Origin of the sequence: Hymenobacter sp. DG01, assembly GCF_006352025.1 — a bacterium.
Lineage (GTDB): Bacteria > Bacteroidota > Bacteroidia > Cytophagales > Hymenobacteraceae > Hymenobacter.
Map to the genome: position 1 here is coordinate 1369114 of NZ_CP040936.1, position 25131 is coordinate 1394244.

The window sequence follows — 25131 nt, forward strand, 5'->3', positions numbered from 1 at the left end:
TTACGCTTCTAGCTGCTCTCCTGCCTGAACCTATTCGGCAAGATGTATGCGTTTGATTTTTTGGTGGAGCGTTGTGTTTACCTTACTTCCATTTTGCAGGCTACAAGCCCAAACTCTGCGCGGCTCCGTGCTGCACGATTCCCTGGCTACACCCGTGCCGTTTGCCTCCGTAGGCGTCCGCAATAAACCCCTGGGAACGGTAACCGACGCGCAAGGGCGCTTTAGTTTTCCCGACTCGCCGGAACTGTCGGCTCAGGATACCGTCATTGTTTCCTGCGTGGGCTACTGGCCGGTTCAGCTGTCAGTGCCGCTGCTGCGGCAACATCCGGCCCTGGTTCGGCTGCGGCCCCGGCCCCAGGAGTTGCGGGAAGTGACCGTGCGCCACCAGCAGCTCCGGCCGGAAACATTGGGCCACACGGGCAAAATAGGCCTGGCCCGCTGGGGCGTCAGCAGCATGACCCTGGACAGTTCCCGCCGCGACATGCGGGGCCGGGAATTCGGCACCTTTCTCCGGCCCGCCCGCAGCTGCTATGTGGATGGCTTCAACGTGTACATCGAAAGTAATCCGTTTCAGGCAGTGCGGTTCCGGCTGATGCTCTACACTGTGCTTGATGGGAAGCCGGCTACGCCTCTGCTGCCCGATGACGTGCAGTTTGTGGTGCGCGACCAACGCACCGGCTGGATTTCAGTGGATTTGCGCTCCTATAACTTACAGCTGGAGAAGAAGCAGCCGGTGGCCCTGGCCCTGCAGTGGCTTGACAACGATACTCCTACCGCAAAACGCTGGTTTTTTGGTATTCCGGCCGTGTTTCCTGCCCCGCTGCACCGGGTGTTCGGTCGGGATAAAAGTCAGGCCAACTGGACTACCTACCCCATGCAACCCAGTATGTACCTGCGGGTTCAGAGCTGGCGAGAGTGAGGTAAGTGGTGAGCTAGCTGCTGCACTGCACTGCCAACGCGCTGCTCCTTACCGCTGAACTGGCCCCGCACTACCCCGCCGGGGCTTTTTTCGTACCTTCGCTACCCCCAAATCCACCCAAACCCTTCGCGCTATGCAAGCAGCTCCCGTAGCTCCGTATAAGCCCCAGAACCACATCCGTATCGTGACGGCCGCCGCCCTGTTCGATGGGCACGACGCCGCCATTAATATCATGCGCCGCATCATCCAGAGCAGCGGCGCCGAAGTCATTCACCTGGGCCACAACCGCTCGGTGCAGGAAATTGTGGACTGCGCCATTCAGGAAGACGCCCAGGCTATTGCCATTACCTCCTACCAGGGCGGGCACAACGAGTACTTCAAGTACATGTTTGACCTGCTGAAGGAGCGCGGCGCCGGCCACATCAAAATCTTCGGTGGCGGCGGCGGCGTGATTCTGCCTTCGGAAATCGAGGAGCTGCAGGGCTACGGCATCACCCGCATCTACTCCCCCGACGATGGCCGCGCCCTCGGCCTGCAGGGCATGATTAATGACCTGCTGCAGCAGTCGGACTTCCCCACCGGACAGCACCTCAACGGCGAGGTGAAGCACGTAAAAGAAAAAGACGCCCGCAGCATCGGCCGCCTCATTTCGGCCGCCGAGAACTTCCCCCAGGAGTTTGAGCGGGTGAAAGACCAGCTGATTGCCGACTTCCAGAAGGCAGAAGGCGACGCGGATCAGCGCCTGACCCCTACCCCCTCTGACACGGCAAAGGCTCCCATCCTGGGCATCACCGGCACGGGCGGCGCGGGTAAGTCTTCGCTCGTGGATGAGCTGGTGCGCCGCTTCCTGCTCGACTTCCCGGAGAAGACCATTGCCATTATTTCCGTGGACCCGAGCAAGCGCAAAACCGGCGGGGCCCTGCTCGGGGACCGTATCCGAATGAACGCCATCAACTCGCCGCGGGTGTACATGCGCAGCCTGGCCACGCGCCAGAGCAACCTGGCTCTGAGTAAGTACGTGCAGGATGCTGTGGACGTGGTAAAAGCTGCGGGCTTCGACCTCATCATCCTCGAAACCTCGGGCATTGGGCAGTCGGACACCGAAATCATTGAGCACTCCGACGCCAGCCTTTACGTGATGACGCCTGAGTACGGCGCCGCTACCCAGCTGGAGAAAATTGACATGCTCGATTTCGCCGACGTTATTGCCCTCAATAAGTTCGACAAGCGCGGCGCCCTCGACGCCCTGCGCGACGTGCGCAAGCAGTACCAGCGCAACCACCAGCTCTGGGACAAGCCCCTGGACGAGATGCCCGTGTTCGGCACTATCGCCTCGCAGTTCAACGACCCCGGCATGAACCGCTTGTACCGCGCCGTGCTGGCTACCGTAGAAGGCAAGACGGGCGTCACGTTTGCTTCCCAGCTTGAAACCAGCGCCGAGCAGTCGGAGAAGGTGTACATCATTCCGCCCCACCGCACGCGCTATCTCTCTGAAATCACCGAAACCATCCATCAGTATGACCAGTGGGTTGAAAAACAAGCTGACACCGCTCAGCAGCTCTACGGAATCCGGCAAGCCATCGGAGCCGTTGAAAGCCTCGGGAACAACGCCGCTGGAGGATATGGCGCCGGGAACGGCCGCGACGGATCCGAACCAGGAGGGCTCGTGGCCGGCCTGGAGAGCACCTTCGAGGAGGTCAAGCTCCGGCTGGACGGCCAAAACTGGAAACTCCTGGAAACCTGGCCGCAAAAGGTAGCCGCCTATAAAGCCCCGGAGTTCATCTTTAAGGTGCGCGACAAGGAGCTGCGCCTGAAAACGCACACCGAAAGCCTCTCCCACCTCCAGATTCCGAAGGTGAGCCTGCCGCGCTACACCGCCTGGGGCGACCTGCTGAAGTGGCAGCTCCAGGAAAACGTACCCGGTGAGTTCCCCTATACCGCTGGCGTGTTCCCCTTCAAGCGTGAAGGCGAAGACCCCACCCGCATGTTTGCCGGGGAAGGCGGCCCCGAGCGTACTAACCGCCGCTTCCACTACGTATCGGCCGGGCTGCCGGCCAAGCGCCTGAGTACGGCCTTCGACTCGGTGACCCTCTACGGCGAGGACCCCGACCACCGGCCCGACATCTACGGCAAAATCGGCAACTCCGGCGTGAGCATCTGCTGCCTCGACGACGCCAAGAAGCTATACTCCGGCTTCAACCTGGCCGATGCCATGACGTCGGTTTCCATGACCATCAACGGCCCCGCCGCTACCCTGGCTGCCTTCTTCATGAACGCGGCCATCGACCAGCAGTGCGAGCTGTACATCAAGGAAAACGGCCTGGAAGAGGAAGTAAACCGGAAGATTGACGCCATCTACCAGGAGAAAGGCCAGCCCCGCCCCCGCTACCAGGGCGAGCTGCCCCAGGGCAACGACGGCCTGGGCCTGATGCTGCTCGGCGTAACCGGCGACCAGGTACTACCCCTCGATGTGTACCAAACCATCAAGACTCGTACCCTGGCACAAGTGCGCGGCACCGTGCAGGCCGACATCCTGAAGGAAGACCAGGCTCAGAATACCTGTATCTTCTCAACGGAGTTCAGCCTGCGCCTCATGGGCGACGTGCAGCAGTACTTCATCACGAACAAGGTGCGGAATTTCTACTCCGTGTCGATTTCGGGCTACCACATTGCCGAGGCCGGCGCCAACCCCATCACCCAGCTGGCCCTCACGCTCAGCAACGGCTTCACCTTCGTGGAGTACTACGTGAGCCGGGGCATGGACGTGAACGACTTCGCGCCCAACCTGTCGTTCTTCTTCTCCAACGGCATCGACCCCGAGTACGCCGTGATTGGCCGGGTAGCTCGCCGCATCTGGGCCAAGGCCATGAAGCTGAAGTACGGCGCCAACGCCCGCTCGCAGATGTTGAAGTACCACATCCAGACCAGCGGCCGGAGCCTGCACGCCCAGGAAATCGACTTCAACGATATCCGCACCACGCTGCAGGCCCTCTACGCCATCTACGACAACTGCAACTCCCTGCACACCAACGCCTACGACGAGGCCATTACCACGCCCACCGAGGAATCGGTGCGCCGGGCCATGGCCATCCAGCTCATCATCAACCGGGAGCTAGGCCTGGCCAAAAACGAAAACCCGCTGCAGGGCTCCTTCATTATCGAGGAGCTGACCGATCTGGTAGAAGAAGCCGTACTGGCCGAGTTCGACCGGATTACGGAGCGCGGCGGTGTGCTGGGTGCCATGGAAACCATGTACCAGCGCGGCAAGATTCAGGAGGAAAGTATGCACTATGAGATGCTCAAGCACACGGGCGAGTATCCCATCATCGGCGTGAACACCTTCCTCTCCTCCAAAGGCTCGCCCACGGTCATCCCGGCCGAGGTAATCCGCGCCACGGAGGAGGAAAAGCAGTATCAAATCACGATGCTTCAGAACCTGCATGCCCGCAACGAAGGCACCGCCGAGCAACGCCTGAAGCAGCTGCAGCAAGTAGCAGTCGCCAACGGCAACCTCTTCGAGGAGCTAATGGAAACCGTGAAGTTCTGCTCCCTCGGGCAGATTACGAATGCACTGTTCGAGGTTGGCGGGCAGTACCGCCGGAATATGTAAGCTGTCAATTTATTTGAATGAAAAAGGGCGCTATCTTAGTGGATTAGCGCCTTTTTTTAACAAACCAATTTTCATAATGAAACATTTCTCTCTCACAATTATCAGATCAATATTCTTTTTAATCTGTGTATTTGTTTCCAAAGAATCTAACTCACAAAATATTTCAAGCAAGAATCAGTTATCTGAAGTCAGTAGAACATACGGTTATTTACTAGGACAAGATTATTCATTAGACAGAATATCCAGAGAACATCCCAACTTACAAATGCAAGCAATACAAGCAAAAGGCGAATTCAAAATAAAATTTGGCAATGCCAGAGAAAAAATAGAAAGCGCCTTAAAAAATATTTTGGCAGAATCATACAATACATACGAGAACAACTTGAATCACCAACTGGACTCAGTATTAAGCAAGCAGTTACTAACTGAAGAAATTTCTAATAACTTCATCAAAGAGGTGATTGATAGATCGAAAGGAAACATACCTAGCCCAATTATAGAAACTCTATTAATTTATCAATATAACAGCAACATAGAAGAAGAATTTACAGATAAATATACATTCAATTTTAACACTAAGGGACATATAAAATCAAAAGGGACTGATTGGAAGATGAAGATACCTAAGAGCTGGAAAGCATCAGAGGCTGAAAGGCCTAATATTATCCAGAAATTTACAAGTGAAAATGGCAATGGAAATTACACCTTGATGTTAATGATTAAAGACCTTCCACTACCCAAAGGATATAAGATATCAAACAAAGAGCTACTGGAAACTTTCTCTCTCAGTAATGCAAAATCAATGATTCCAGAAGGGGGTGTTTTTATATCACACAAGAGAATGATAATTGATAATCAACCAGGAATGGCAGTTGAGTCTAGTCACATAGAGAAGCGTCTTGACCTAGAAATAAAATTCAGGATGATTCAATATATGTTCATCTATAAAAATCAAATGTATATAGCACAAAGTATGATTACTCAAAAATCATCAAGCATGAATCTAGATCAACTAAGTGTAAGGTTTTATCCTTTACTCAGGTTGATGATGAACTCGATTGTTTTAAATGCACAATACTAATCTCTATCTGGCATCTAGCGCGAGTTTAGGCGCAGCCGTAACTTGTGACCAGCCATAAAGTGCAGGTTGTACCTCCACTATCGCAACGCAGCAAACCCGGAACTGCGCCGCCTGGAGAAATTCGGACGGCGTGGTGCATTCGTATCAAATCGTAACAGCACCCCCAAATACAAAACCGGCCCACTCACACGAGCGGGCCGGTTCTCATTTCACCCAACCCCTACACTGCTGCTCCTCCTCTCCCGCCCGTCGTTACCAGCTTGCGGGCCTGGGTGTAGCCGTCGTACAGGCTCCGGTCCAGCAGCTTGAAGGCTTTCATGTCGGCGTCCAACTGGCGCACCTCGTCCATCAGGGCATCCACCAGCTCTTCCAGCGCGGCCCCGGCCACCACCCGCTCATTGATGGTTTTGCGCGTGGCGGGCTGAGCCGTTTTGAAGGCGGCCAGCGCGTCGCGCAGGGGCTGCAGGGCTTTGGCCGTGAGGCCCTGCTTGGCCAGCTCGGGCACCACGTCGGGGCGGGCGGCACTGGCCAGCACCGCCTCTACTACCGCCGCGAAGGCTAGGGGCCGCAGCTTCCGCAGCTGCTTACTGCTCGGCGAGGATACGCTGGGCGATGTCGGTGTGCTTGTCGTCGGCTTGCTTGGCTTCCTGCACGCAGGCTTTCAGGTTTTGCTCGGTTTGGGTTAGGCCTGCGGAGGCGGCATACGAGGCTACCGTGCCGAAGGAAGCAATCCAGTAGTGCAGGGCCAGTTGGCCGCTGGCGATGATGCCCAGGTCGCGCGTGGTATCGGAGGTAGCTTTGGCCCGGATTTCCTTGCTCACCCGGTAGTGGGCCTCCAGAATTTCGTTGTTCTGGTTTTCGGCGCCGCCTACTTCGGCAATGGCGTCCTCAATACGTTGGGCCCACTTCTTGGAGGTTTCGTTGCCTTCCTGCAGGGCGGCTTTCAGCTCGGGGTGCTTAGCATCGTTGAGGATTTCGTCGGTGGCCTGGGCTGCTACCTGGCTGCCGGCCCGCTGGGCCGATAGGCCGTCTTTGATGAGTTGTTTTAGGTCGTCGGTTTTCATAGCTCAGAAAGTTGATAGATCAAGAGCAAGTATCACATGCTCAGCCATTTCAACGGCCCATATTTCACTTGGTTGGCCTCTGCTGCTATCAGTAAACACCGCGCATTTGTTTGGGCTTACATTCTTATTATCAATATTTTACACCTGCAAAGTATCTGTTTGGCTCTTGTTACCAGGAAGGATGCGTAGCGCTTCGTATCCGCTAAATCCAATTGGTGTTGCTACCTGGCTTCTAGCAGAATACTTCAATTTTATAACTCAAGGTATTTGCCTGGTAATCAATAGTGTATTACCTACTCCGTAGCGTGAATATTATAAATAAGAACCATAGGCCTTCACGCATAAATCGTTCTTTAATAATACTTTATTATCACTCATTGAGGAGCCAGAAAAGACGTGTTAAGTATCGGTTACCTTATCACTACACTCTATCAAACCGAATTGAGTAAGCTGAAAATGACAATATCCTGTAGGTAACTCCTCGTGAGTAGAGGGCCTACCCCTTATAAGTCAACAAAGTATGTTTTGCTTGGTCTTGTGACAGAGCTCTGGGTAAAGTAGTAACTACAGAAAGGCCAGTAAAGCCACTCTACTTATTGGTAGCAGATAACCCACGCTTGAAGGTTTGGGCAACACATCTAGGAACTCGGCAACTGCGTAAAGAACCCCGAATGCCCGTGGCCTTACCTGTTTGCAATTTGAAGAATGAGTTTACTAACCGTGTTTTTGGTGCTGGTCACCTGTTCCTCATTTCAACAGCCGCAAACTAACATCCCGCCACCGGCTCCCGATACGAGCATGGTTTACACCAAACGGCGCATCGTGCTGCCCGAGGTGCCCCAGCGCGGCCGCATCCTGGACCGCCACGATTCGGTACTGGTAGCCACCCGTCCGCAATACCTCCTGAAACTCCCGCGCCGACCGCCGCTTGATACGCTGGCCCTAGGCCAGTTGCTGGGCTGGGGCCCTACCACCATCCGGAGACGAATTGCCGATGCCCTGCCGTACGAGGAAGCTCCTGCGGGCTACCCAGTACAGTTGCGCCTCACGGCGGCCGAAGCGGCGCGGGTACGCCGCAAAAGCCGTGACTGGCCTACCCTCACCTTAACCGAAGGCCGCCAGCGCACCTACACCACCAGCGTGGGCGCCCATGCGCTAGGCTACATGGCAGCCGAGGCCGAGGCCTTCTATAACCAAGCTCAGCGCTACCGCCGGGGCCGTTTCTACCAACTGCGCAACAGTGGTATAGAGGGGTACTATAATGGCATTCTTAACGGGCGCCGGGGCACGCTACACCCCTTGGTGGATGAGCAAGGCCAGACGCAGGGCAGCTGGGCACCCGATACCACCTTTCAGCAAGGCCAGGATCTGCACCTGACCCTTGATATAAAGCTCCAAGCTTACGCCGAACAACTTCTGGGCCGCCGTAAAGGGTACCTGGTGGCCCTCGACCCGCGTACCGGTGAGATACTGGCCTACGTGTCGGCGCCCATCTACAAGCCCGCTACCATTACCGCCCCCGATCTGGCTGCGGTGCGCGCCAAGCTGCTGCAACAGGAAGGCATGCCGCTGATTAACCGTCCGGCCATGCGCGCCAATCCGCCCGGCTCCGTGTTCAAGCTGGTGAATGCCGCCGTGGCGTTGCAACTAGGTTCTATTACCCCTGCTACCGGTTTCCGCTGCGACCAGAAACTCGTCAGCTGTGTGCATCGCCACCCGGCGCCCAGCAACCTAACCGCCGGGTTGAAGTACAGCTGCAACCCCTACTTCTACCAGGTGATGGGGAAACTCATCAACTACGTGCCCGATAGTCTGGTGCAGGACACCGTAGCTGCCCGCCACGCCAACCTGGCCCAGTGGCGGCGCTACGTCCGCTCATTTGGCCTCGACTCCGTGCTGGGGGTAGATATGCCGCGCGAGGCACCGGGCTTTCTGCCTACCCCCGAGTATTACGACAAGGCCCGGGGCACCACCCGGTGGCGGTACCGCTCCATCTACTCCCTCAGTATTGGGCAGGGTGAAATCAATATGACGGGCTTGCAGATGGCCAATATGGCCGCCATTGTTGCTAACCGCGGCTGGTACTACCCCCCTCATTTGGTACGAAGCATCGGGGAAGGTGGGCCACTGCCGCGCTTTACCCAGAAGCGCCACACCCTCATCGACAGCGCCCACTTTGCGGCCCTGGTGCCGGGCATGGTAGCTGTGATGCAGAAGGGAGGCACGGCCGATGCCTCCAGTCTTGCTGATGTAGGCATTACGGTGGCGGGCAAAACCGGCACCGTGGAAAACGACGAAGGCGACGACCATGCCGCCTTCGTCGGCTTTGCCCCGGCCGATAATCCCAAAATAGCCGTAGCCGTGTATATTGAGAATGGGGGCTTTGGCGCTGATGCCGCTGCACCCTGCGCCGCGTTGGTCATGGAGAAGTACCTGCGCGGCTACATCGCGCCCAAGCGCAAACGCTGGGAGGCCCGCATTCAGAGCCGGGCCCGGCATGGCTACTAGCTGGTACTGGGATATACTCGTTGGTTGCTTACTGCCGTGTTGCCTAACCGCAGCTGAAGCCGAGCAGGTTTAAGCTACCTTCATTCGAGCCGTTGGACAGGCTGGCGAGACACTATGGGTAACTAGATATAGCCTTTAAAGCGACTCCCGAAGCAAAACCAAGCGCTGGTCCAAGTAAATGACCTACTGTATATGCTGATTGATACTCTCCGCCACCTGTTCCAACGTGACCTGAACCGGGTGAAGCAGGAACTCACCTTGTACAACGACGAGCACATAATTTGGCACGTTGAAAAAGGTATAGCTAATTCGGCCGGCAACCTATGCCTGCATTTGATTGGGAACCTGAATACGTATATCGGGGCTGAACTTGGTGGTATAGCGTATATCCGGCACCGCGAATTAGAATTCTCGCTAAAAAATATTCCTCGGCTGGAGCTTCTGGAAATGCTACAGGACACCAGCCGCAGAGTAGATGTATCACTAAAGCAAGTAAACCCCGACATGTTGGCGCGGGAATACCCCCTCCTGGTTTTTGACCAGAAGACATCGACCGAATATTTCCTGGTGCATCTGGCCACTCATCTGGCCTATCACTTGGGCCAGATTAATTACCACCGGCGCTTACTCGACTCCGGGCAGCAGTAGCCAGTTTAGCTACGCGCATAGGTAGGAGTTGAGACTTGGGGCCTGCTTCGCTATCCATATGACAAACCAGCATTGCGCCGCTCAGTAGCAAACCCATTTACCTTGAACCATGAAAGATCCAGAAAAGCTACCCGGTGCCGCTCCCGTAACGCTGGTTCGGGCCTTTGGGGTAGTGAGCGGGACGCTGCTGGTGGCAGGCATCGTGATTGGGTCCGGGGTGTTCAAGAAGATTGTGCCGCTGGCGCAGAGTGGCCTGAGCGCCGAGTGGATTCTGGCCGCCTGGGTGGTGGCGGGCCTGGTGACCATCTGCGGAGCCCTGAACCTATCGGGCATGGCCTCACTCACCGAAGAATCGGGGGGCGTGTATGAGTACCTGCGGCTGTCGTTTGGCAATTTTGCTTCGTTTCTGTTTGGATGGACGGATTTTGCCATCATTGGGTCGGCGTCGGTAGCGGCGCTGGCCTTCATCTTCGCTCAATCGGTGAATGCCCTGCTACCCCTGCCCAACCCGGCCGAGGCTTGGGCGCACCTCTCCATTGGCGGGCTGATTTACCCATTTGCTGACTCGGGCATCAAGCTGCTGGCTATTGGCACCACGGCGGCGCTTACCTGGGTAAACTACCGCGGCGTGAGTGACAGCGGAAGGCTGAGCAACGTATTTACAGCAGCCAAAATCACGGGGATTCTGCTGCTCATTCTAGCGGGCCTGTTTCTGGCTTCACCGGATTCGGGCAGCACCGCAGCAGCGGTAGGGCCTGTGCGGGAAGTGTCGCTGGGCAGTGCTTTTTTTGGCGCCTTGCTCAGCGTATTCTGGGCTTACGACGGCTGGGTGGACCTTTCCTTCGTCACGGGCGAAATCAAGAACCCGCGACGCAATGTGCCCCGCGCCATCGTGGGTGGGGTGAGCATAGCCATTGTGCTGTACGTGCTGATTAACTACGTGTACCTGCGCACCCTACCCCTAGGCCAGCTGGCAGCCGTTGGCCCGAATGAAATCGGGGCAGCCGTAGTAGCGGAGGGCTTGCTAAGCCAGTGGGGCAAAACGGGCGTCACGGTCCTGATTCTGGTGAGCGTATTCGGCACGCTCAACTCGGTGCTGCTCTCGCACACCCGCGTGCATTTCCGCATGGCCCAGGAGGGGTATTTCTTCCAGTCGGCCGCGACGGTACACCCGCGCTTCCGCACTCCTTCCCGTGCCCTGGCCTACACCTTTACGTGGAGCAGCCTGCTGATTGTCTCGGGCACTTTCGAGCGCCTGACCGATCTGGTTATTTTCGCCACTTTCCTGTTTTATGGTTTGCTGGCCGTAGCCGTTGTGAAGATGAAGCACCAGGGGCGTATTCCCGGTCCGGTGCCGGGCTACCCTTTTGTGCAAAGCGTGCTCATCCTGTTTGCTCTCACTTTCACGGGCCACACGCTCATTACCCAACCTACTCAGTCGCTGCTAGGCCTAGGCCTCATTCTGACAGGGCTACCGTTTTTCGTGTTCTTCCGGCGGCAGCAAGCCCGTGATTAGCTGGTCGTGGCCTACGAGGACGCAAGCTGTTGTTAACCCCGCGTCCCCGTAGGCCACTCATGCTACCGCTGGGCAGGCTTAGCCTGCAGGAAGGGCAATACCACATCGAGCACCCGGGCAGGCTTCTCCTCAAACATGTAGTGGCCACTGTCGGGCAGCCCGATTACTTCTACGTTCTCGGCTACGTGGGGCAGGCCCATGCTCATGTGGTTGTAGGCCACGTAGCTCGCAATGCCCAGCACGGGCATGGTCAGGCGGGGGTACGAGTTGGCATCGGCAATATCCTGGTTAAAGGCCTGGTACCAGCCAGTGGCAGCCCGGATGCTGTCGGGGTGGTTGTAGGCGGCGGCATACACCTCCCGGTCAAATTCCGACATGTGGCTATCGTCAATCATTACGTACCCAAAGAGCCAGTCGAGCAGATAGCGGAAGCGGCCGGCCAGCAACTGCTCGGGCAGCTCCTTGATCTGGTTGAACGCCATCCACCACATATAGGGGTTGTCGCCGTTCATCTTGGCCTCGAAGGTGCCGGGAGCGGGTAGCATCGTCATGTAGCGCATGCCTTCGGTGGGGTGGCTGCCGTCCAGCAAAATCACCTTGTCCGTGGCCTCAGGGTAGTTAAAGGCAAAGCTCAGGGCCACCATCCCACCGATGTCGTGCCCCATCAACGCCACTTTCGAGAGGCCTAGCTGCTGGGTCAGGGCATACACGTCCTGGCCCATGGTCTTTTTGTCATAGCCCGTGGCGGGCTTGTCGGAGGTGCCCATGCCGCGAATATCCAGCATGATGACGCGGTAGTGCTCGGCCAGCTGGGCCGCCACCGGATGAAACGACCACCAGGTTTGCGGCCAGCCCGGCAGGCAAATCAGCGGCTCGCCGCTACCCCCTTCCACATAGTGGACTTGGATGCCATTGACGGTGACGTAATGATTGGTGAAGCCAGGCAGCTTTTTCACCAGCTCGGCATCGGAGTAGCTATCTGGGGCTACTGTGGGGGCGGCGGGGCTGGCTGTTGGGTGGGGCGTTTTCATAAAGAAAGAAGTGAAGGTTGGGGCAGATGGTAACTGCCGGTTTGCATGTTGCAAAGCTCCTCCCATTACCTCCGGCACTCTGCCCGATTCCTGCTTACTTCTTACACATTCTTGCTGTTGTTATCCTGAGCGGAGCGAGGAATCCGGGTTGCCCCGTAGTAGCTACTCTGGCCTCTCCACTTAAGCAACTCTTACCAAAGCTCCTTCCAGACTTGGCCTAGCCGCGCTGAAACTCACGTGGCCCCTGGCCTACGGCTCGTTTGAAGGCCGACGAAAAGTGAGCCGGCGATGCAAAGCCGAGCGCGTCGCTGATGGCAGCAATGGGTAGGTCGCCGGTACGTAGCAGGTGACGGGCCCGCTTGATCTTCCAGTCAAGCACATATTGGTAGGGCGAACTGCCCGTAGTCAGCTTGAAGCGACGCGCGAAGTGAAAGACGCTCAGATTGGCGAGGCTGGCCAGCGCGGCCAGCGTGACGGTCTGCTCCGCGTAGGCCTTCAGATACGCGTCGATGCGGGCCAGCACCGCCGCCGATAAGCGGGCCCCGGTGCCCGCAATGCGCCGCTCATAAGAGGCATGGTACTCGATGAGATGGTAGCCCAGCGTGTTCACAAGCGACTCCACGTACAGCTGCCCCAACGGGTGCTCCTTCCCGGCTGCAGTCAGCAGTTGCCGCCCTAGGTGGGCCAGCAGTGCATCCTCAAACCGAAACCGCTCATGCAACCTGAAATGCGCCAGATCCAGACTTTGGCGGGCGCGGCTTTCCAGCCAGTCAGGGTCTATGTGCACATGAATAACGTCAGCGGGCCCATCCCAGGCAGATGGTCCGTACTCACCGGCCGGGTACAGGCCTGTATCGCCGCACCGAAACAGGCCTTCCTGTACCCCGTTTCCCTGCGGGCGATGCGAGTGTACGGCCTGTGCCGCCTGATGAATAAGTAGCAGGTGCTGCCCGTGAAAATGCGCTGGCACTCCTCCAGCAGCCAATTCGTAACGCTCCACCCGCACCCCCGGCCAGGCCTGTGCCGCGCTGGTTTGCACGGCTGGGACAGCATACAGCTCGGAGGTATAGGTGGAGTAGTTCATTGATGTAACCTAGGTAGCAGATAACTGTTGAGGCAGCTATATGTTCGCTTTGCCAAGGTCCGACTCTTTGTTCAGTTCTCATACCGGGGGCCCGGGTAGGCTATCAGGATAAACAGGCCTCCTTCCGCAACGAAGCCCCCCGGGCCGGCTTCAACTGGCAACCAGTACCGTTGACCGAGAACCTCCGGACCTACTTCGGGCAATTGCATAGCTTTGCCCGCATGCGTATTGGTTTCAACAGGTGGGGCAAGAGTCTATTCGTTCTGCTGCTAGGCCTGGCCGCCTGCTCGTCACCCGAACACCCCACCAGCACCCCCACCCAGGAGGACCCCACAACCGGCGAGGTGTACACCCGCCGCCGCGTAGTAGTAGCTGATTCGCTGATCCGGGGCCGCATTCTTGACCGCAACGATTCCGTGCTGGTGGATACCCGCCCGCAGTTTCTGCTGAAGCTCCCGCTACGCCCCCCGCTCGATACCCTGGCCCTGGGCCAGCTGCTGGGCTGGGACTCCACTACCGTGCGCCGGCGCATTGCTGAGGCCCTGCCCTACCCCGGCGCCCGGCCCGGCTACCCCGTGCAGCTCCGCCTGACCAAAGCCGAAGCCGAGCGCATCCGCCGGGACAGCAGCGCCACCGTCCCGCGCCTGACATTGCTGGAGCGCCCCCGCCGCACCTATACCACGCCGGCCGGAGCACCCATACTGGGCTACCTTGGCGCCGAGGCGCAGGCCTTCTACCGCCAGGCCCAGCGCTACCGCCGGGGCCGCTTCTACCGCCTGCGCAACGGGGGTGTGGAGAGCTACTACAACGGGTTGCTCACCGGCCGCCACGGCTACCTGCACCCCCTGGTTGACAAGCAGGGCCGTCAGCACGGTACCTGGGCCCCGGACACGACCTTCCGGCAAGGCCAGGACCTGCACCTGACCCTGGATGTGAAGCTGCAGGCCTACGCCGAAAAGCTGATTGGGAGCCGCAAAGGCTACCTCGTGGCCCTCGACCCACGCACGGGCGAGATACTGGCCTATGTATCGGGGCCGGTGTACCCGGCGGCTACCCTCACGGCCCCCGATCAGGCCGGGGTGCGGGCTGAGCTGCTGGAAGATGAAAACATGCCCCTGCTCAACCGGCCCGCCATGCTGGCCAACCCGCCGGGCTCGGTATTTAAGCTGGTAAACGCCGCCGTAGCTCTGCAGATGCAGGCCATAACTCCGGCTTCGGCCTTCCCCTGCGACCAGCGCCTGGTAAGCTGCGTGCACCGGCACCGGCCGGCCAGTAGCCTCACGGCGGGGCTCAAGTACAGCTGCAACCCCTACTTCTACCAGGTGATGCGGAGCCTTATCGACTGCGTGCCTGATTCCCTGGCGCAGGATACGGTAGCGGCCCGCCACGCCAACCTGGCCCAGTGGCGGCGCTACGTGCGCTCCTTCGGGCTCGACTCCGTGCTGGGCGTGGACCTGCCTCGGGAGGCGCCCGGCTTTCTGCCTACCCCTGCTTACTACGACAAGGCCCGCCGCACCCGCAACTGGACGTACCGCTCCATCTACTCCCTCAGCATCGGGCAGGGCGAAATCAACCTGACGGGCTTGCAGATGGCCAATATGGCCGCTATTATTGCCAACCGGGGCTGGTACTACCGGCCTCATCTGGTGCGTAGCGTGGGCAGCACCGGCCCGCTACCGCGCTTCCGGGAAAAGCGCCACACCCTCATCGACAGCGCCCATTTCGCGGCCCTGGTGCCGGGCATGGTGGCCGTAATGCAGCGCGGGGGCACCGCCGATGCCTCCAGTCTCGCCGATGTGGGCATTACGGTGGCCGGCAAAACCGGCACCGTGGAAAACGACGAAGGCGACGACCACGCGGCTTTCGTGGGCTTTGCCCCGGCCGATAACCCCAAAATAGCCGTGGCCGTGTACCTGGAAAACGGGGGGTTTGGGGCTACGGCCGCCGCGCCCTGCGCCGTGATGGTGATGGAGAAGTACCTGCGCGGCTACATCGCGCCTAAGCGCAAGCGCTGGGAGGCCCGCATTCAGCACCGGGCCCGCAACGGGTATTAACGCCCCTGGCAAATATGGGGCGGTGGCAGGCCTAGGGTGCGAGGCTGAAAGCTTAACACGTGATGGTTTGGGTAAAAATCTCTAAGCTTACCGCTTCAAACCCCTTATACAGATGCGAAAAACCTACCCTCTATCTAGCCTTCATAAGTTATTAGCGGTCCTGGTACTGGCCGCACCGCTTAGTGCCTGTGACAGCCTATTCGGCAAAGAAGTAGCGCGCCTTCCTATCAACACGATCAGCACGCCGGGCCAAGAGGTAGTGAAAGACGCTACCTTGCAGTTGCAGCAAGGCGAAGAGCTAGCCCTGTGGTCGGATATAGACATGGCCTACGATGGCGAAGCTCCGGTACGCTTTCAGGTGCAGGTGTTTCAAAACGGTGCACCATACCAGCAGCTTGAGCTTGATCCGACGGAGAAAAATGTAACGGTGGGTGAAGTAAAAACCACCGTTAACGGCAAAACCAACTGGAGCTTTACAGGCAAAAACGCGACTCTCACGGCACCTAAAATGGGTACCTATATGTTCAAAGCGCGTTTGGTAGCGGCCCCCAACCCTACACTAGTGGTCAAGAAGGCTGAGCTAGTACTGAAAAAATAAGCGCCTGGGCAATTTATTGTCCAGCGCTTTTCTCAGCAGCTCTGCAAGCCATAAGCCGCGCGTATGACACCTGAAATCCGCCAGCAACTTCATCGTCTGGGCGGGACCACTACGGCCGGGCCCACTGCTACGCTGGCAGAGTTTCTGCAGGCCACTACCTTTTCTCATCCGCTCTACCCCCGAAGCTACGCCGAACAGCCCTCAGGCCTCGATGAGTTCTACCAGCGGCACTCGGCACTATACTCCACCAATGCTACAGCTTTCTACGAGGCCTTGCTGCAGCACTTTTTCTCCAACCACGAGCTTCCCTACGGGCAAGACTTCTTCCGCAACTTCCGCTTTACGCCCTTCACCCCAAACACTCCCGATTTTGGCGAGTTGGAGGGCCTGGTAACTCCCAACGACCTCCGCCCCATTGTAGCCGGAACCGACCCGTTGGAGTTCAGTTGCATCTGCTATTCTTATGGCTTCCCCGACCATTATTTTGTGTGTCTGAGCGACCCCAGACCCCATAACCCGACCGTATATGGTACCGATCATGAAGTTTTCTTCGAGGAACTAACCGTTGTGGGCAGCCTGCAGGACTTCTTGGACCGCTACCTATCGAAAGAGGAATTTCTGCGTATCGCCCAGCAGCATTTTACCTCCCGAAACGCCGCCAACTAAGCTATCTGTTTACGCATGGTTCGTGCTCTTTTGCTTGTTTTCGGGCTCGGAACCGCCTCTATCGGCCCAGGTCCGCGTAGCTTTACCGTTACCCAGGGCTCGGCGCGCTACGCTGCTACCATTACCGTGGCCGATTGCGCCGACGACCACTGCGCGGGTGCGGGTACCATCCGGCTACTTAACAAGCAAACCCGGCAGCTCGTCCAGTCCTTCACTTCCGAGGACCTTTCCTTCTACCTCGACGCCCCCGGCCGGCAGCCTACCGTGAATACAGTGGAGCTGTACGGCGAGCAGAGCCCTCTCATTTTCGGCGACTTCAACTTTGATGGCAGCGAGGACCTGGCTATCCGCAACGGCAACCGCAGCAGCTACGACGGCCCCTCCTACGATGTGTACGTGTACGCCAGCCGCTCCCGCCGCTTCATCCGTAGCGCCGAGCTGACGGCCCTGGCCTCCGACAATCTGGGCATGTTTCAAGTGGATAAGGCTCGCAAACGCCTCATTACTTTTCAAAAAGATGGCTGCTGCTGGCACCTGACCACGGAATACGAGGTAGTGCCCGGCCAGGGCCTGAGCGAGGTATTGACCCTGGAAGAGGATGCCCGCGGCGGGGAGAAAGTCACCGTTAAGACGCGCCGGAAAACCAATGGCCGCTGGACCAGTACTACCCGCTCCTACCCCATCAAGGAGTATTACAAGGACTAAGCCGCCCCTAGCATTCCAGATTATCTATATAGATTACCGCCCGTTATCCGGCTTTTTGTCTAAACCAGTCGGGTAGCAACCTTGCCCTTACCTCCTCCTTTCCTACTCCTTACACGCATGCGCATTCGTCGTTCCGTGATGTTCTCGGTGCTGCCGCTGGCGGCCATGCTGGCTGCGGCTGGCTATTCTACTATCCCACTGGCCGGTCCGGAGCCATTTAGCCAGGGGGTTATCGTAACCAAGGTATCGTTGCCGGGCAACCCCTACGACAAAATGCTGAGCCGGATTGACCCCTCGAAAGGCAACGTGCAGGCTCAGGTACAACAGCTGGCCGCCAGCCTGACGCCCGCCGAGCAGCGCCAGTTCCAGGCCGAGGCACAAGCCATGAGCCCGGCCATGACCATGGGTGCCCTGATGCTGCCGCGCAAAGGCACGATTTACTGCCGAGGGCAGGAAGTACGTGTGAACACCGACGGCCTCACCTACCACCTGGAAAACTATTTTAACGGAGCTAAAAACGCGGGTCTGGTGCTGCTGAAAAGCCACACGGCGGCGGAGCAGGTAGCCTATACCTATGACGCGGCCTCCGTGAAGAAAACCTGGCAGAGCATTGTGGTAGTGGACACCGATTACACCATCCAGCCCACCACCGAAACCGTGCTGGTGGCCGGTTACCCCAGCCAGAAAACCACCTATACCCTGAAGCCCGGCGCGGCCGCAGCAAACGCCAACGAGCAGAAGCCCGTGGCCCTCGACGTCTGGACGGCTCCCCAGCTGCCGCAGGTACTCAATTTTGCGCACCCAGTGTACGTGAAGCAGAAAAACGGCATTTCCAAGCTCACCGTGTACTTCGATCAGGCCCGCAAGCAGCAGCTGGTGTACGAAGTAGCCAGCGTGCAGGCCAAACCCGTAACCCCCGAGGATCTGCAGGTCAAAACTACCTCCCCGGTGCTCGATTACGCCAAGGACGAAATGCAGATCGGTATGAAGTTGCTGGCCATCATGCTGGGCGGCCGGCCCTCGGCTACCGACGAGTAAACGCCCGGTTGCCGGCTGCCCGGCGCTGTGGGCACTAGGCAGGAAGCGGGTCACTACTTCCTGCGGCGGCCGCGAAGTGGAAGCATGGCTTTCACCTCGCGGCCGCTTTTTTTTGGCAGATACTCAGAGAACAAAAACTGATGGAGCCTGTACTACAGGGCATCTGCCCGCTAGCTACTTCCTTATGTCCTCGACCATCACCATTGCCCCCGGCTCTGCCCAGCCCCTTACCGTGTCGCGCCTCGGCTACGGCACCATGCGCCTGACGGGCCCCGAAATATGGGGCGAGCCCGCTAACCGCCCCGAAGCCCTGCAGATTCTGCGCACGGCCGTGGAGTCGGGCGTGAATTTCATTGATACGGCCGACTACTACGGCGAGGACGTAACCAACCGCCTGATCCGCGAGGCCCTGTACCCCTACGCCCCCGGCCTGGTGATTTGCACCAAGGTAGGCGCCACCCGCCGGCCGGACAAAAGCTGGGTGCCCTTCAATACCCCCGAAAACCTCCGTCAGAGTATTGAGAACAACCTGCGAACCCTGGGGCAGGAGCAGATTCAGCTGGTGCACCTGCGCCTAATGGGCCACGGCCCCGTGCCTCTTGACGAGCAATTGGGCGCCATGTTCGAGCTGCAGCGCGAGGGCAAGATTCAGCACGTAGGCCTGAGCAACGTAACCCGCGCGGAGCTGGAAGCCGGCCTGCGGCTGGGCCCCATTGCCACCGTAGAAAACATGTACAGCTACGCCCAGCGCACCACCGTGCAGCTGCCCCACGGCCATAACCCCGGCGGCGAGGAGGTACTGGACCTCTGCGAGCAGCACCAGATTCCGCTGATTCCGTTTTTCTCCCTGCTGCATGCGCTGCCCAAGTCCCTAGATAAGATTACCGAGGTAGCCCGCCAGCACGAGGCCACTCCGGCTCAAATCAATATCTCCTGGCTGCTGCACCGCTCCCCGTGGCTGCTGCCCATCCCGGGCACATCGTCGCTGGCCCACCTGCACGAAAATCTGGCGGCCGCTGCCATTCAGCTGAGCGCGGAAGACATGGCCTACCTAGGCTAGGCAAAGCTGCCACAACGGCCTGGCCACAGCATTTTTTGGCGCTTGTGGTCCGCCGGAAGTCGGTGCTGAACATATTTGTACCCGCCTTTTGCCTAAGGGCCGGGGTACTGCTACCTTCCCGGCCGCGGCTTCTTTCTCCGCTTTTCCTGCATGAACCGACTCGTTCTTTTTTCCCTCACTGCTACCCTGCTGCTCAGCGCCAAGCCGGCCAGCCAGGCCCAAACCACTGGCCCCTGGAACAACAAATCGTGCGCCGTGGTGCTGACCTACGACGACGCTATTGATGTGGACCTGGACAACGTGGTGCCCGCACTGGATTCAGTGAAACTGCGGGGTACGTTTTACCTGATTGGGTCCTCGCCGGTGGTGGCCCGCCGGCTGCCGGAGTGGCGCCGGGCCGCCCAGCGCGGCCACGAGCTCGGCAACCACGCCCTCATGCACCCCTGCGACGGTAGCCTGCCTGGCCGCGGCTTCGTGACGCCTGACAACGACCTGAGCAAGTACACCGTGACGCGGGCCGTGAGTGAGGTGCGCGCCAACAATACCCTGCTCAACGCCATTGATGGCAAAACGGCCCGCACCTTCGCCTACCCCTGCGGCGACCGGCAGATCGGGGGAGTGTACTTCTACGAGCAGCTCAGGAACGATTTTGTGGCGGCCCGGGGCGTAACCGGGGGCCTGCAGACCGCCGCCCAGGTGGACCTGACCAACATCAACAGCTACATGATAAACGGGCAAACCGGCGCCCAGCTGATTGACCTGGTGAAAAAGGCCCAGCAGTCGGGTACGGTGCTGGTATTCCTGTTTCACGGCGTGGGCGGCGGCCACTCCCTGAACGTGGACCTAAAGGCTCACCGGCAGCTGCTGCGCTATCTTAAAGCCCACGAACAGGACATCTGGGTGGCTCCGATGGTGGATGTAGCCGCCAAAATCAGGGCGACTCAGCAACGCTAGGCTGCCAAGCAGCTCCGGCTGTGCCCGCACCGTGGCAGCCGGTGACCCTAACCTTTTTTCCGCCTTCAGCATCATGCTTAACTTAACTGCTCATGCTGCAGGCCGAACCCTTACGGGCAGGGCGCTGACTGCCTGTGCGTAAGGCTAAGGCAACAAATAAATGATGCTTGCATAACAATTTTGTTACGCAGCCGTATTATCTTTGCATCCAACAACTTGATCTGCAACCTTCTATCTGCCTTGCCATGAAAAAGAGCGCCGCTGCCGTTTCCTCCCTGCTGTTTCTGGGGGGCCTGGGGTCTTTGGGTTACCTGGCCTCCCAGGTTCGCGACCTGAATCTGTTTTTTGATCTTCGCGACGAAGAAGAGCTGCACTTCTGCTAGCGTAGTCAGATAGCCGAATTTTGCGCAAACCCCGCCGCTGGCGGGGTTTGTTGCGTTTGGGGGCTGCACAAACCGAGGTTCAAAATCAGGGCATTACCTCTCTGGTCCGAAAAAAACAACATCCATTCGCGGCGGTTTTCGGTACTTCACGCTAGCGGCGGCCCACGGTGGGCCGCCTTACCTCTCACGCGCTGACGGGCTGAAAGGATTTCTACGAAGGAAATCAGCGTTATCAGCTCTGTCAGCGGAAATCTGTGATTTATGAACCTGACCGGCTTGAAAGAGCAAATCAGCTACATCATCGGGCGCGACATGGCCCGCAACTTTGCCCAGCAGGGCCTCGACCTGGACATTGACGTATTTGCCCAGAGCATGAAGGAAGCCCTGGGCGGGGAGCCCAGCCGCCTGACTCCTGAGCAGATGCAGAGCGCCATGCAGCAGCTGCAGCAGCAGATGGAGGCCCACGAAGAAGCCAACCAAGACCCCAGTGCCATGAGCAACAACAAAGCCGAAGGCGAATCCTTCCTGAAAGAAAACGCCGGCAAGCCTGGCATTACTACCCTACCCAGCGGCCTCCAGTACGAGGTGCTGAAGGAGGGTAATGGCCGCAAGCCCGGCCCTGGCTCGTCGGTGACCACGCACTACCACGGCACCCTCATCAACGGTAACGTGTTCGACAGCTCTTACCAGCGCGGCCAGCCTGCTACCTTCGGGGTAAACCAGGTAATTGCCGGCTGGACAGAAGCCCTGCAGCTGATGCCCGAAGGCTCGAAGTGGCGCCTCTACATCCCCTCGGACCTGGCCTACGGCAAGCGTGGCGCCGGCCGCGACATCGGCCCCGACTCGGCCCTGATTTTCGATGTTGAGCTGCTGAAAGTAAATAATTAAGGCCACTGGCCTGCCCGGGCTCGATAGTGCTTCTGCCGGGCTTTGGGCTGCCTACCCCCGGCTTTCTTTTTAACCTCCCAGTACGGCCCCGCTGTTGCCCATGCTTGTTGCTGCGCCCCTTCACCGGGGACGGGCTACCGGGGCCGGCGGGGCTTTTTCGGCCATGTCTGATGCATCTGTTCCCCTTCCTCCTGACCCGGATACCCCGCTACACGGTGCGCGCCCGCTATTGCCGGCTGGCTCCTTGCCTGCCTTGCCGGAGCCCAGGTTTCAGGCTCAGCCGCCCCTACACCCCACACAATTCCGAACCCTACGCAGCGAGGATGGCCGGGTGGCCCTTACCAACGACGCGCTGGAAATTAATGGCGAGCTGTTTGGCTGGCGCGAGCTGGCAGGAGTAGATGTGCAGCCGGTGCGGTGGCTGCTGGGGGTGCTGCTGGGAGGCTTTGTGCTGTGCGGGTTTATGCTGGGCTACTTGCAGTTCTGGCTGCGCACCATGCCAGCCGCACTGGGCCTGAGCGTGGGGGCCTTACTGCTGGTGTGGGGCGTGCGGGGCACTAACCGCTGGCGCCTGCATCGCCCGGGCCAGGAGCCCCGCCATTTTGCGTTTTCCGGCCCGGCCCGCAGCTGGCAACAGCTGGCCCAGGAAGCCAACTACCGGATTCGGCAGCGCCACCACGAGGCCGCCACGGAGGCCGCCTATTGGCTGGCCAGATCCGATGAAGCCACTGATTTGCCCGCGCCGGACCCGCCGCTGCCGGCCTGATTTTCAGGTAAACTGTCACTTTTCGTGGGGTGGCTGCGTAAGCGCGGCTGAGTTTGTAGCCGGCATTAGCGCTCAACTCCTACCTTTGGCCCCGCTCGTCAAAAAACGGCTTCCCTCACCCTTTCATTTCTCTCATGGACGCCAAACATCAGCACACCGCCATTTCAACGGCCGGGCTGCTTATTGCCCTGGGCATCATCTACGGCGACATCGGCACCTCGCCCTTGTACGTGATGAAGGCCATTGTTCCGGGGCGCATCGATCCGGACCTAGTGTACGGGGGCATTTCCTGCGTGCTCTGGACCCTCACGCTGCAAACCACCATTAAGTACGTGCTGCTAACCCTGAACGCCGATAACAACGGCGAAGGCGGCATTTTCTCGCTCTATACCCTGGTGCGGCGGCGCGGGGCCTGGCTTTCGGGCATTGCCATCGTGGGCGGGGCTGCCTTGCTGGCCGACGGCGTGATTACCCCACCGGTATCGGTTTCCTCGGCCATTGAGGGGCTGGAGACGGTGTACCCGCATATTCAAACGGTACCCATCGTTATTGCCATCCTGATTGCCCTGTTTCTGCTTCAGAGCTTCGGCACCCAGATTGTGGGCAAGGCCTTTGGACCCATTATGTTTTTGTGGTTCTCGATGCTGGCGGCCCTGGGCGTGCACGGCATTCTGCAGCACCCCGAGATTCTGAAGGCCATCAACCCTTACTACGCTTACAACATGCTGGCCAACCGGCCCGGCGGGTTCTGGCTGCTGGGCTCGGTGTTTCTGTGTACTACCGGGGCCGAGGCCTTGTACTCCGACCTGGGCCACTGCGGCAAGGGCAACATCCGCATCAGCTGGGTTTTCGTGAAGCTATGCCTGGTGCTCAACTACTTTGGGCAGGGCGGCTGGCTGGTGGCGCACCAGGGCGAGCAGCTTAACGGCCGCAACCCCTTCTATGCCCTTATGCCCGACTGGTTTCTGCTCATCGGCATTGGCATTGCTACTATTGCGGCCATCATTGCCTCCCAGGCCCTGATTACGGGCTCGTTTACGCTGGTGGCCGAGGCTATCCGGCTGAACATGTGGCCGAAAGTGCGTCTCAACTACCCTACCGATGTAAAGGGCCAGCTGTACGTTCCCAGCATGAACCGCCTGCTGCTGCTGGGCTGCATTGCGGTGGTGCTCTACTTCCGCCGCTCCGAGAACATGGAGGCGGCCTACGGGCTGGCCATTACCGTCACCATGCTCATGACCACGATTCTGCTGTCCATGTGGCTGTTGTTCGTGAAACGGGTGCCCAAGCCGGTGGTGGCGCTGTTTGTGCTGGTGTACGGCCTGATTGAGGGCTCCTTCCTGGTGGCTAACCTCATCAAGTTCCCGCACGGGGGCTGGGTTTCGGTGGCTATCAGCCTGGCCCTGATTTCGGTGATGTACGTGTGGCTGCGAGCTTACTTTATCAAGCGCCGCCTCACCGAGTTTGTGAAGATTGAGCCCTACGTAGAAGCCCTCAAGCAGCTCTCCAACGACGAAACGGTATCCAAGTACGCCACCCACCTGGTCTTCATGTCGTCGGCGGAGCGGCAGTCGGAAATTGAGTCGAAGATTATCTACTCTATCTTCCAGAAGCGCCCGAAGCGGGCCGATATCTACTGGTTTGTGCACGTAGATACCACCGACGAGCCCTACACCATGGAGTACAAGGTAACCGAGCTGGCCCACGACGACGTGTTCCGCATTACCTTCCGCCTGGGCTTCCGGGTGGAGCAGCGCATTAACCTCTACTTCCGCAAAGTGGTAGAGGACCTGGTGCGCAACAAAGAGGTGGACATAACCTCGCGCTACGAGTCGCTGAGCAAGCAGCACGTCACCGGCGACTTCCGCTTCGTGGTGCTGGAGAAGTTCTTGTCGGTGGAAAACGAATTCCCCATGGTCGAGAAGCTGGTGATGCAGGCCTATTTCTACATCAAGCAGTTCATTGCTTCGGAAGACAAGTACTTTGGTCTGGATACTAGCTCGGTGAAAGTCGAGAAGGTGCCGCTGGTAATTACGCCGGTCCGCGAGGTAGCCCTCAAGCGCATCCGCTAGCCCTGCCCAGTCCGCAGCGTAATCAAGAAAGCCCTACTGAAGATATCAGTGGGGCTTTTTTTCTTTAGAAAGAAGTGAACTGGAGGCCTCATTTGATTCAACTACGTTGTCAGACTCCGACGTACACCTTGGCTCCGGTAGGAAGCGGCAGGTTTCTCCTGCTACACAATACCTACTCAGGGGTACGCGCCGGGACTAAGCGATGGTAGCACCACCCGTACACACCGCCGGCGCAAGTGTATATAAATAGCAGCTTACCATTATGCCACGGGCTATGTAGAAGCCACTGATCTTGGAAGATGCTGGCGTAGAGACAAGCAACCCCACCGATGACTGCCCCCAGCAGTACGTGCTGCCAGAGGCTGGCCAAAGCCCTACCCTTCGTTTTGGCAACAACCCAATAAATGCCAGTTGCCAGAAGGTGCGCCCAGCCAACGTAAAGCAGCTCAAAGGCAGGCCCCGCGAGCAAGCTGCCTAACCAGAAAG

Annotated in this window: 22 protein-coding genes; 18 read left to right on the forward strand and 4 right to left on the reverse strand. The window is 58.5% G+C overall.

The features are described from left to right. The first annotated feature begins 46 nt into the window (after nt 1–46). From FGZ14_RS05850 to FGZ14_RS05860, 3 genes are all read left to right on the forward strand, one after another. The gene (locus FGZ14_RS05850; RefSeq protein WP_139922143.1) at nt 47–919 is read left to right on the forward strand and encodes a carboxypeptidase-like regulatory domain-containing protein; all 873 of its coding nucleotides are present in this window, start codon (nt 47–49) and stop codon (nt 917–919) included. Nucleotides 920–1052: 133 nt separating this feature from the next. After that, a complete protein-coding gene (locus FGZ14_RS05855; RefSeq protein WP_139922145.1) occupies nt 1053–4529 on the forward strand; it encodes a methylmalonyl-CoA mutase family protein in 3477 nt (1158 codons plus the stop codon). A gap of 76 nt (nt 4530–4605) precedes the next feature. Beyond that, nucleotides 4606–5610: a hypothetical protein gene (locus FGZ14_RS05860; protein ID WP_139922147.1), complete on the forward strand. Its 1005-nt coding sequence runs from the start codon at nt 4606–4608 to the stop codon at nt 5608–5610. A gap of 220 nt (nt 5611–5830) precedes the next feature. Here FGZ14_RS05860 and FGZ14_RS05865 read toward each other — a convergent pair whose 3' ends face one another. Both FGZ14_RS05865 and FGZ14_RS05870 read right to left on the reverse strand, forming a co-directional pair. Then, a complete protein-coding gene (locus FGZ14_RS05865) occupies nt 5831–6145 on the reverse strand; it encodes a hypothetical protein (RefSeq protein ID WP_139922149.1) in 315 nt (104 codons plus the stop codon). Between the two features lie 49 nt (nt 6146–6194). Then, nucleotides 6195–6674: a ferritin-like domain-containing protein gene (locus FGZ14_RS05870; protein ID WP_139922151.1), complete on the reverse strand. Its 480-nt coding sequence runs from the start codon at nt 6672–6674 to the stop codon at nt 6195–6197. Between the two features lie 798 nt (nt 6675–7472). On the opposite strand from FGZ14_RS05870, the gene FGZ14_RS05875 reads away from it, so the two are divergent. The 3 genes from FGZ14_RS05875 (at nt 7473) to FGZ14_RS05885 (ending at nt 11346) form a co-directional block, all read left to right on the forward strand. Beyond that, entirely contained in the window at nt 7473–9182 is a 1710-nt protein-coding gene (locus tag FGZ14_RS05875) for a penicillin-binding protein 2 (protein ID WP_180754508.1), read from the forward strand. Between the two features lie 192 nt (nt 9183–9374). Continuing rightward, nucleotides 9375–9830 (forward strand): DUF1572 family protein, encoded by a 456-nt coding sequence (locus FGZ14_RS05880; protein ID WP_139922155.1) that lies wholly within the window; start codon nt 9375–9377, stop codon nt 9828–9830. A 109-nt stretch (nt 9831–9939) separates the two neighbouring features. Next, nucleotides 9940–11346 carry an APC family permease gene (locus FGZ14_RS05885; protein ID WP_139922157.1) on the forward strand — a complete coding sequence of 469 codons (1407 nt, stop codon included), beginning with the start codon at nt 9940–9942 and terminating at the stop codon, nt 11344–11346. 62 nt (nt 11347–11408) lie between these two features. Here FGZ14_RS05885 and FGZ14_RS05890 read toward each other — a convergent pair whose 3' ends face one another. Both FGZ14_RS05890 and FGZ14_RS05895 read right to left on the reverse strand, forming a co-directional pair. Further along, entirely contained in the window at nt 11409–12377 is a 969-nt protein-coding gene (locus FGZ14_RS05890) for an alpha/beta fold hydrolase (protein WP_139922160.1), read from the reverse strand. A gap of 217 nt (nt 12378–12594) precedes the next feature. Next, nucleotides 12595–13461 carry a helix-turn-helix transcriptional regulator gene (locus FGZ14_RS05895; protein ID WP_139922162.1) on the reverse strand — a complete coding sequence of 289 codons (867 nt, stop codon included), beginning with the start codon at nt 13459–13461 and terminating at the stop codon, nt 12595–12597. A gap of 221 nt (nt 13462–13682) precedes the next feature. Here FGZ14_RS05895 and FGZ14_RS05900 point away from each other — a divergent pair, with 221 nt between their 5' ends. From FGZ14_RS05900 to FGZ14_RS05950, 12 genes are all read left to right on the forward strand, one after another. Next, the gene (locus FGZ14_RS05900) at nt 13683–15515 is read left to right on the forward strand and encodes a penicillin-binding protein 2 (protein WP_139922164.1); all 1833 of its coding nucleotides are present in this window, start codon (nt 13683–13685) and stop codon (nt 15513–15515) included. Between the two features lie 112 nt (nt 15516–15627). After that, a complete protein-coding gene (locus tag FGZ14_RS05905) occupies nt 15628–16113 on the forward strand; it encodes a hypothetical protein (RefSeq protein WP_139922166.1) in 486 nt (161 codons plus the stop codon). Between the two features lie 63 nt (nt 16114–16176). Further along, nucleotides 16177–16779, forward strand: a complete 603-nt coding sequence (locus FGZ14_RS05910) for a hypothetical protein (protein WP_139922168.1) — start codon at nt 16177–16179, stop codon at nt 16777–16779. Between the two features lie 15 nt (nt 16780–16794). Then, nucleotides 16795–17484 (forward strand): hypothetical protein, encoded by a 690-nt coding sequence (locus FGZ14_RS05915; protein WP_139922170.1) that lies wholly within the window; start codon nt 16795–16797, stop codon nt 17482–17484. A gap of 117 nt (nt 17485–17601) precedes the next feature. Next, nucleotides 17602–18522: a hypothetical protein gene (locus tag FGZ14_RS05920; RefSeq protein WP_139922172.1), complete on the forward strand. Its 921-nt coding sequence runs from the start codon at nt 17602–17604 to the stop codon at nt 18520–18522. A 184-nt stretch (nt 18523–18706) separates the two neighbouring features. Then, nucleotides 18707–19582: an aldo/keto reductase gene (locus tag FGZ14_RS05925; protein ID WP_139922174.1), complete on the forward strand. Its 876-nt coding sequence runs from the start codon at nt 18707–18709 to the stop codon at nt 19580–19582. 150 nt (nt 19583–19732) lie between these two features. Continuing rightward, nucleotides 19733–20536 (forward strand): polysaccharide deacetylase family protein, encoded by an 804-nt coding sequence (locus FGZ14_RS05930; protein ID WP_139922176.1) that lies wholly within the window; start codon nt 19733–19735, stop codon nt 20534–20536. Between the two features lie 245 nt (nt 20537–20781). Next, nucleotides 20782–20919: a hypothetical protein gene (locus tag FGZ14_RS21685; RefSeq protein ID WP_180754509.1), complete on the forward strand. Its 138-nt coding sequence runs from the start codon at nt 20782–20784 to the stop codon at nt 20917–20919. A gap of 261 nt (nt 20920–21180) precedes the next feature. Then, nucleotides 21181–21807, forward strand: coding sequence for an FKBP-type peptidyl-prolyl cis-trans isomerase (locus FGZ14_RS05935; RefSeq protein WP_139922179.1), 627 nt, complete (start codon nt 21181–21183; stop codon nt 21805–21807). A gap of 163 nt (nt 21808–21970) precedes the next feature. Beyond that, complete coding sequence (locus FGZ14_RS05940; protein WP_139922181.1) at nt 21971–22573, forward strand: hypothetical protein; 603 nt, start codon at nt 21971–21973, stop codon at nt 22571–22573. 134 nt (nt 22574–22707) lie between these two features. Continuing rightward, complete coding sequence (locus tag FGZ14_RS05945) at nt 22708–24645, forward strand: KUP/HAK/KT family potassium transporter (RefSeq protein WP_139922183.1); 1938 nt, start codon at nt 22708–22710, stop codon at nt 24643–24645. Nucleotides 24646–24937: 292 nt separating this feature from the next. After that, nucleotides 24938–25123, forward strand: coding sequence for a hypothetical protein (locus FGZ14_RS05950; protein ID WP_139922185.1), 186 nt, complete (start codon nt 24938–24940; stop codon nt 25121–25123). Nucleotides 25124–25131: the final 8 nt, after the last annotated feature.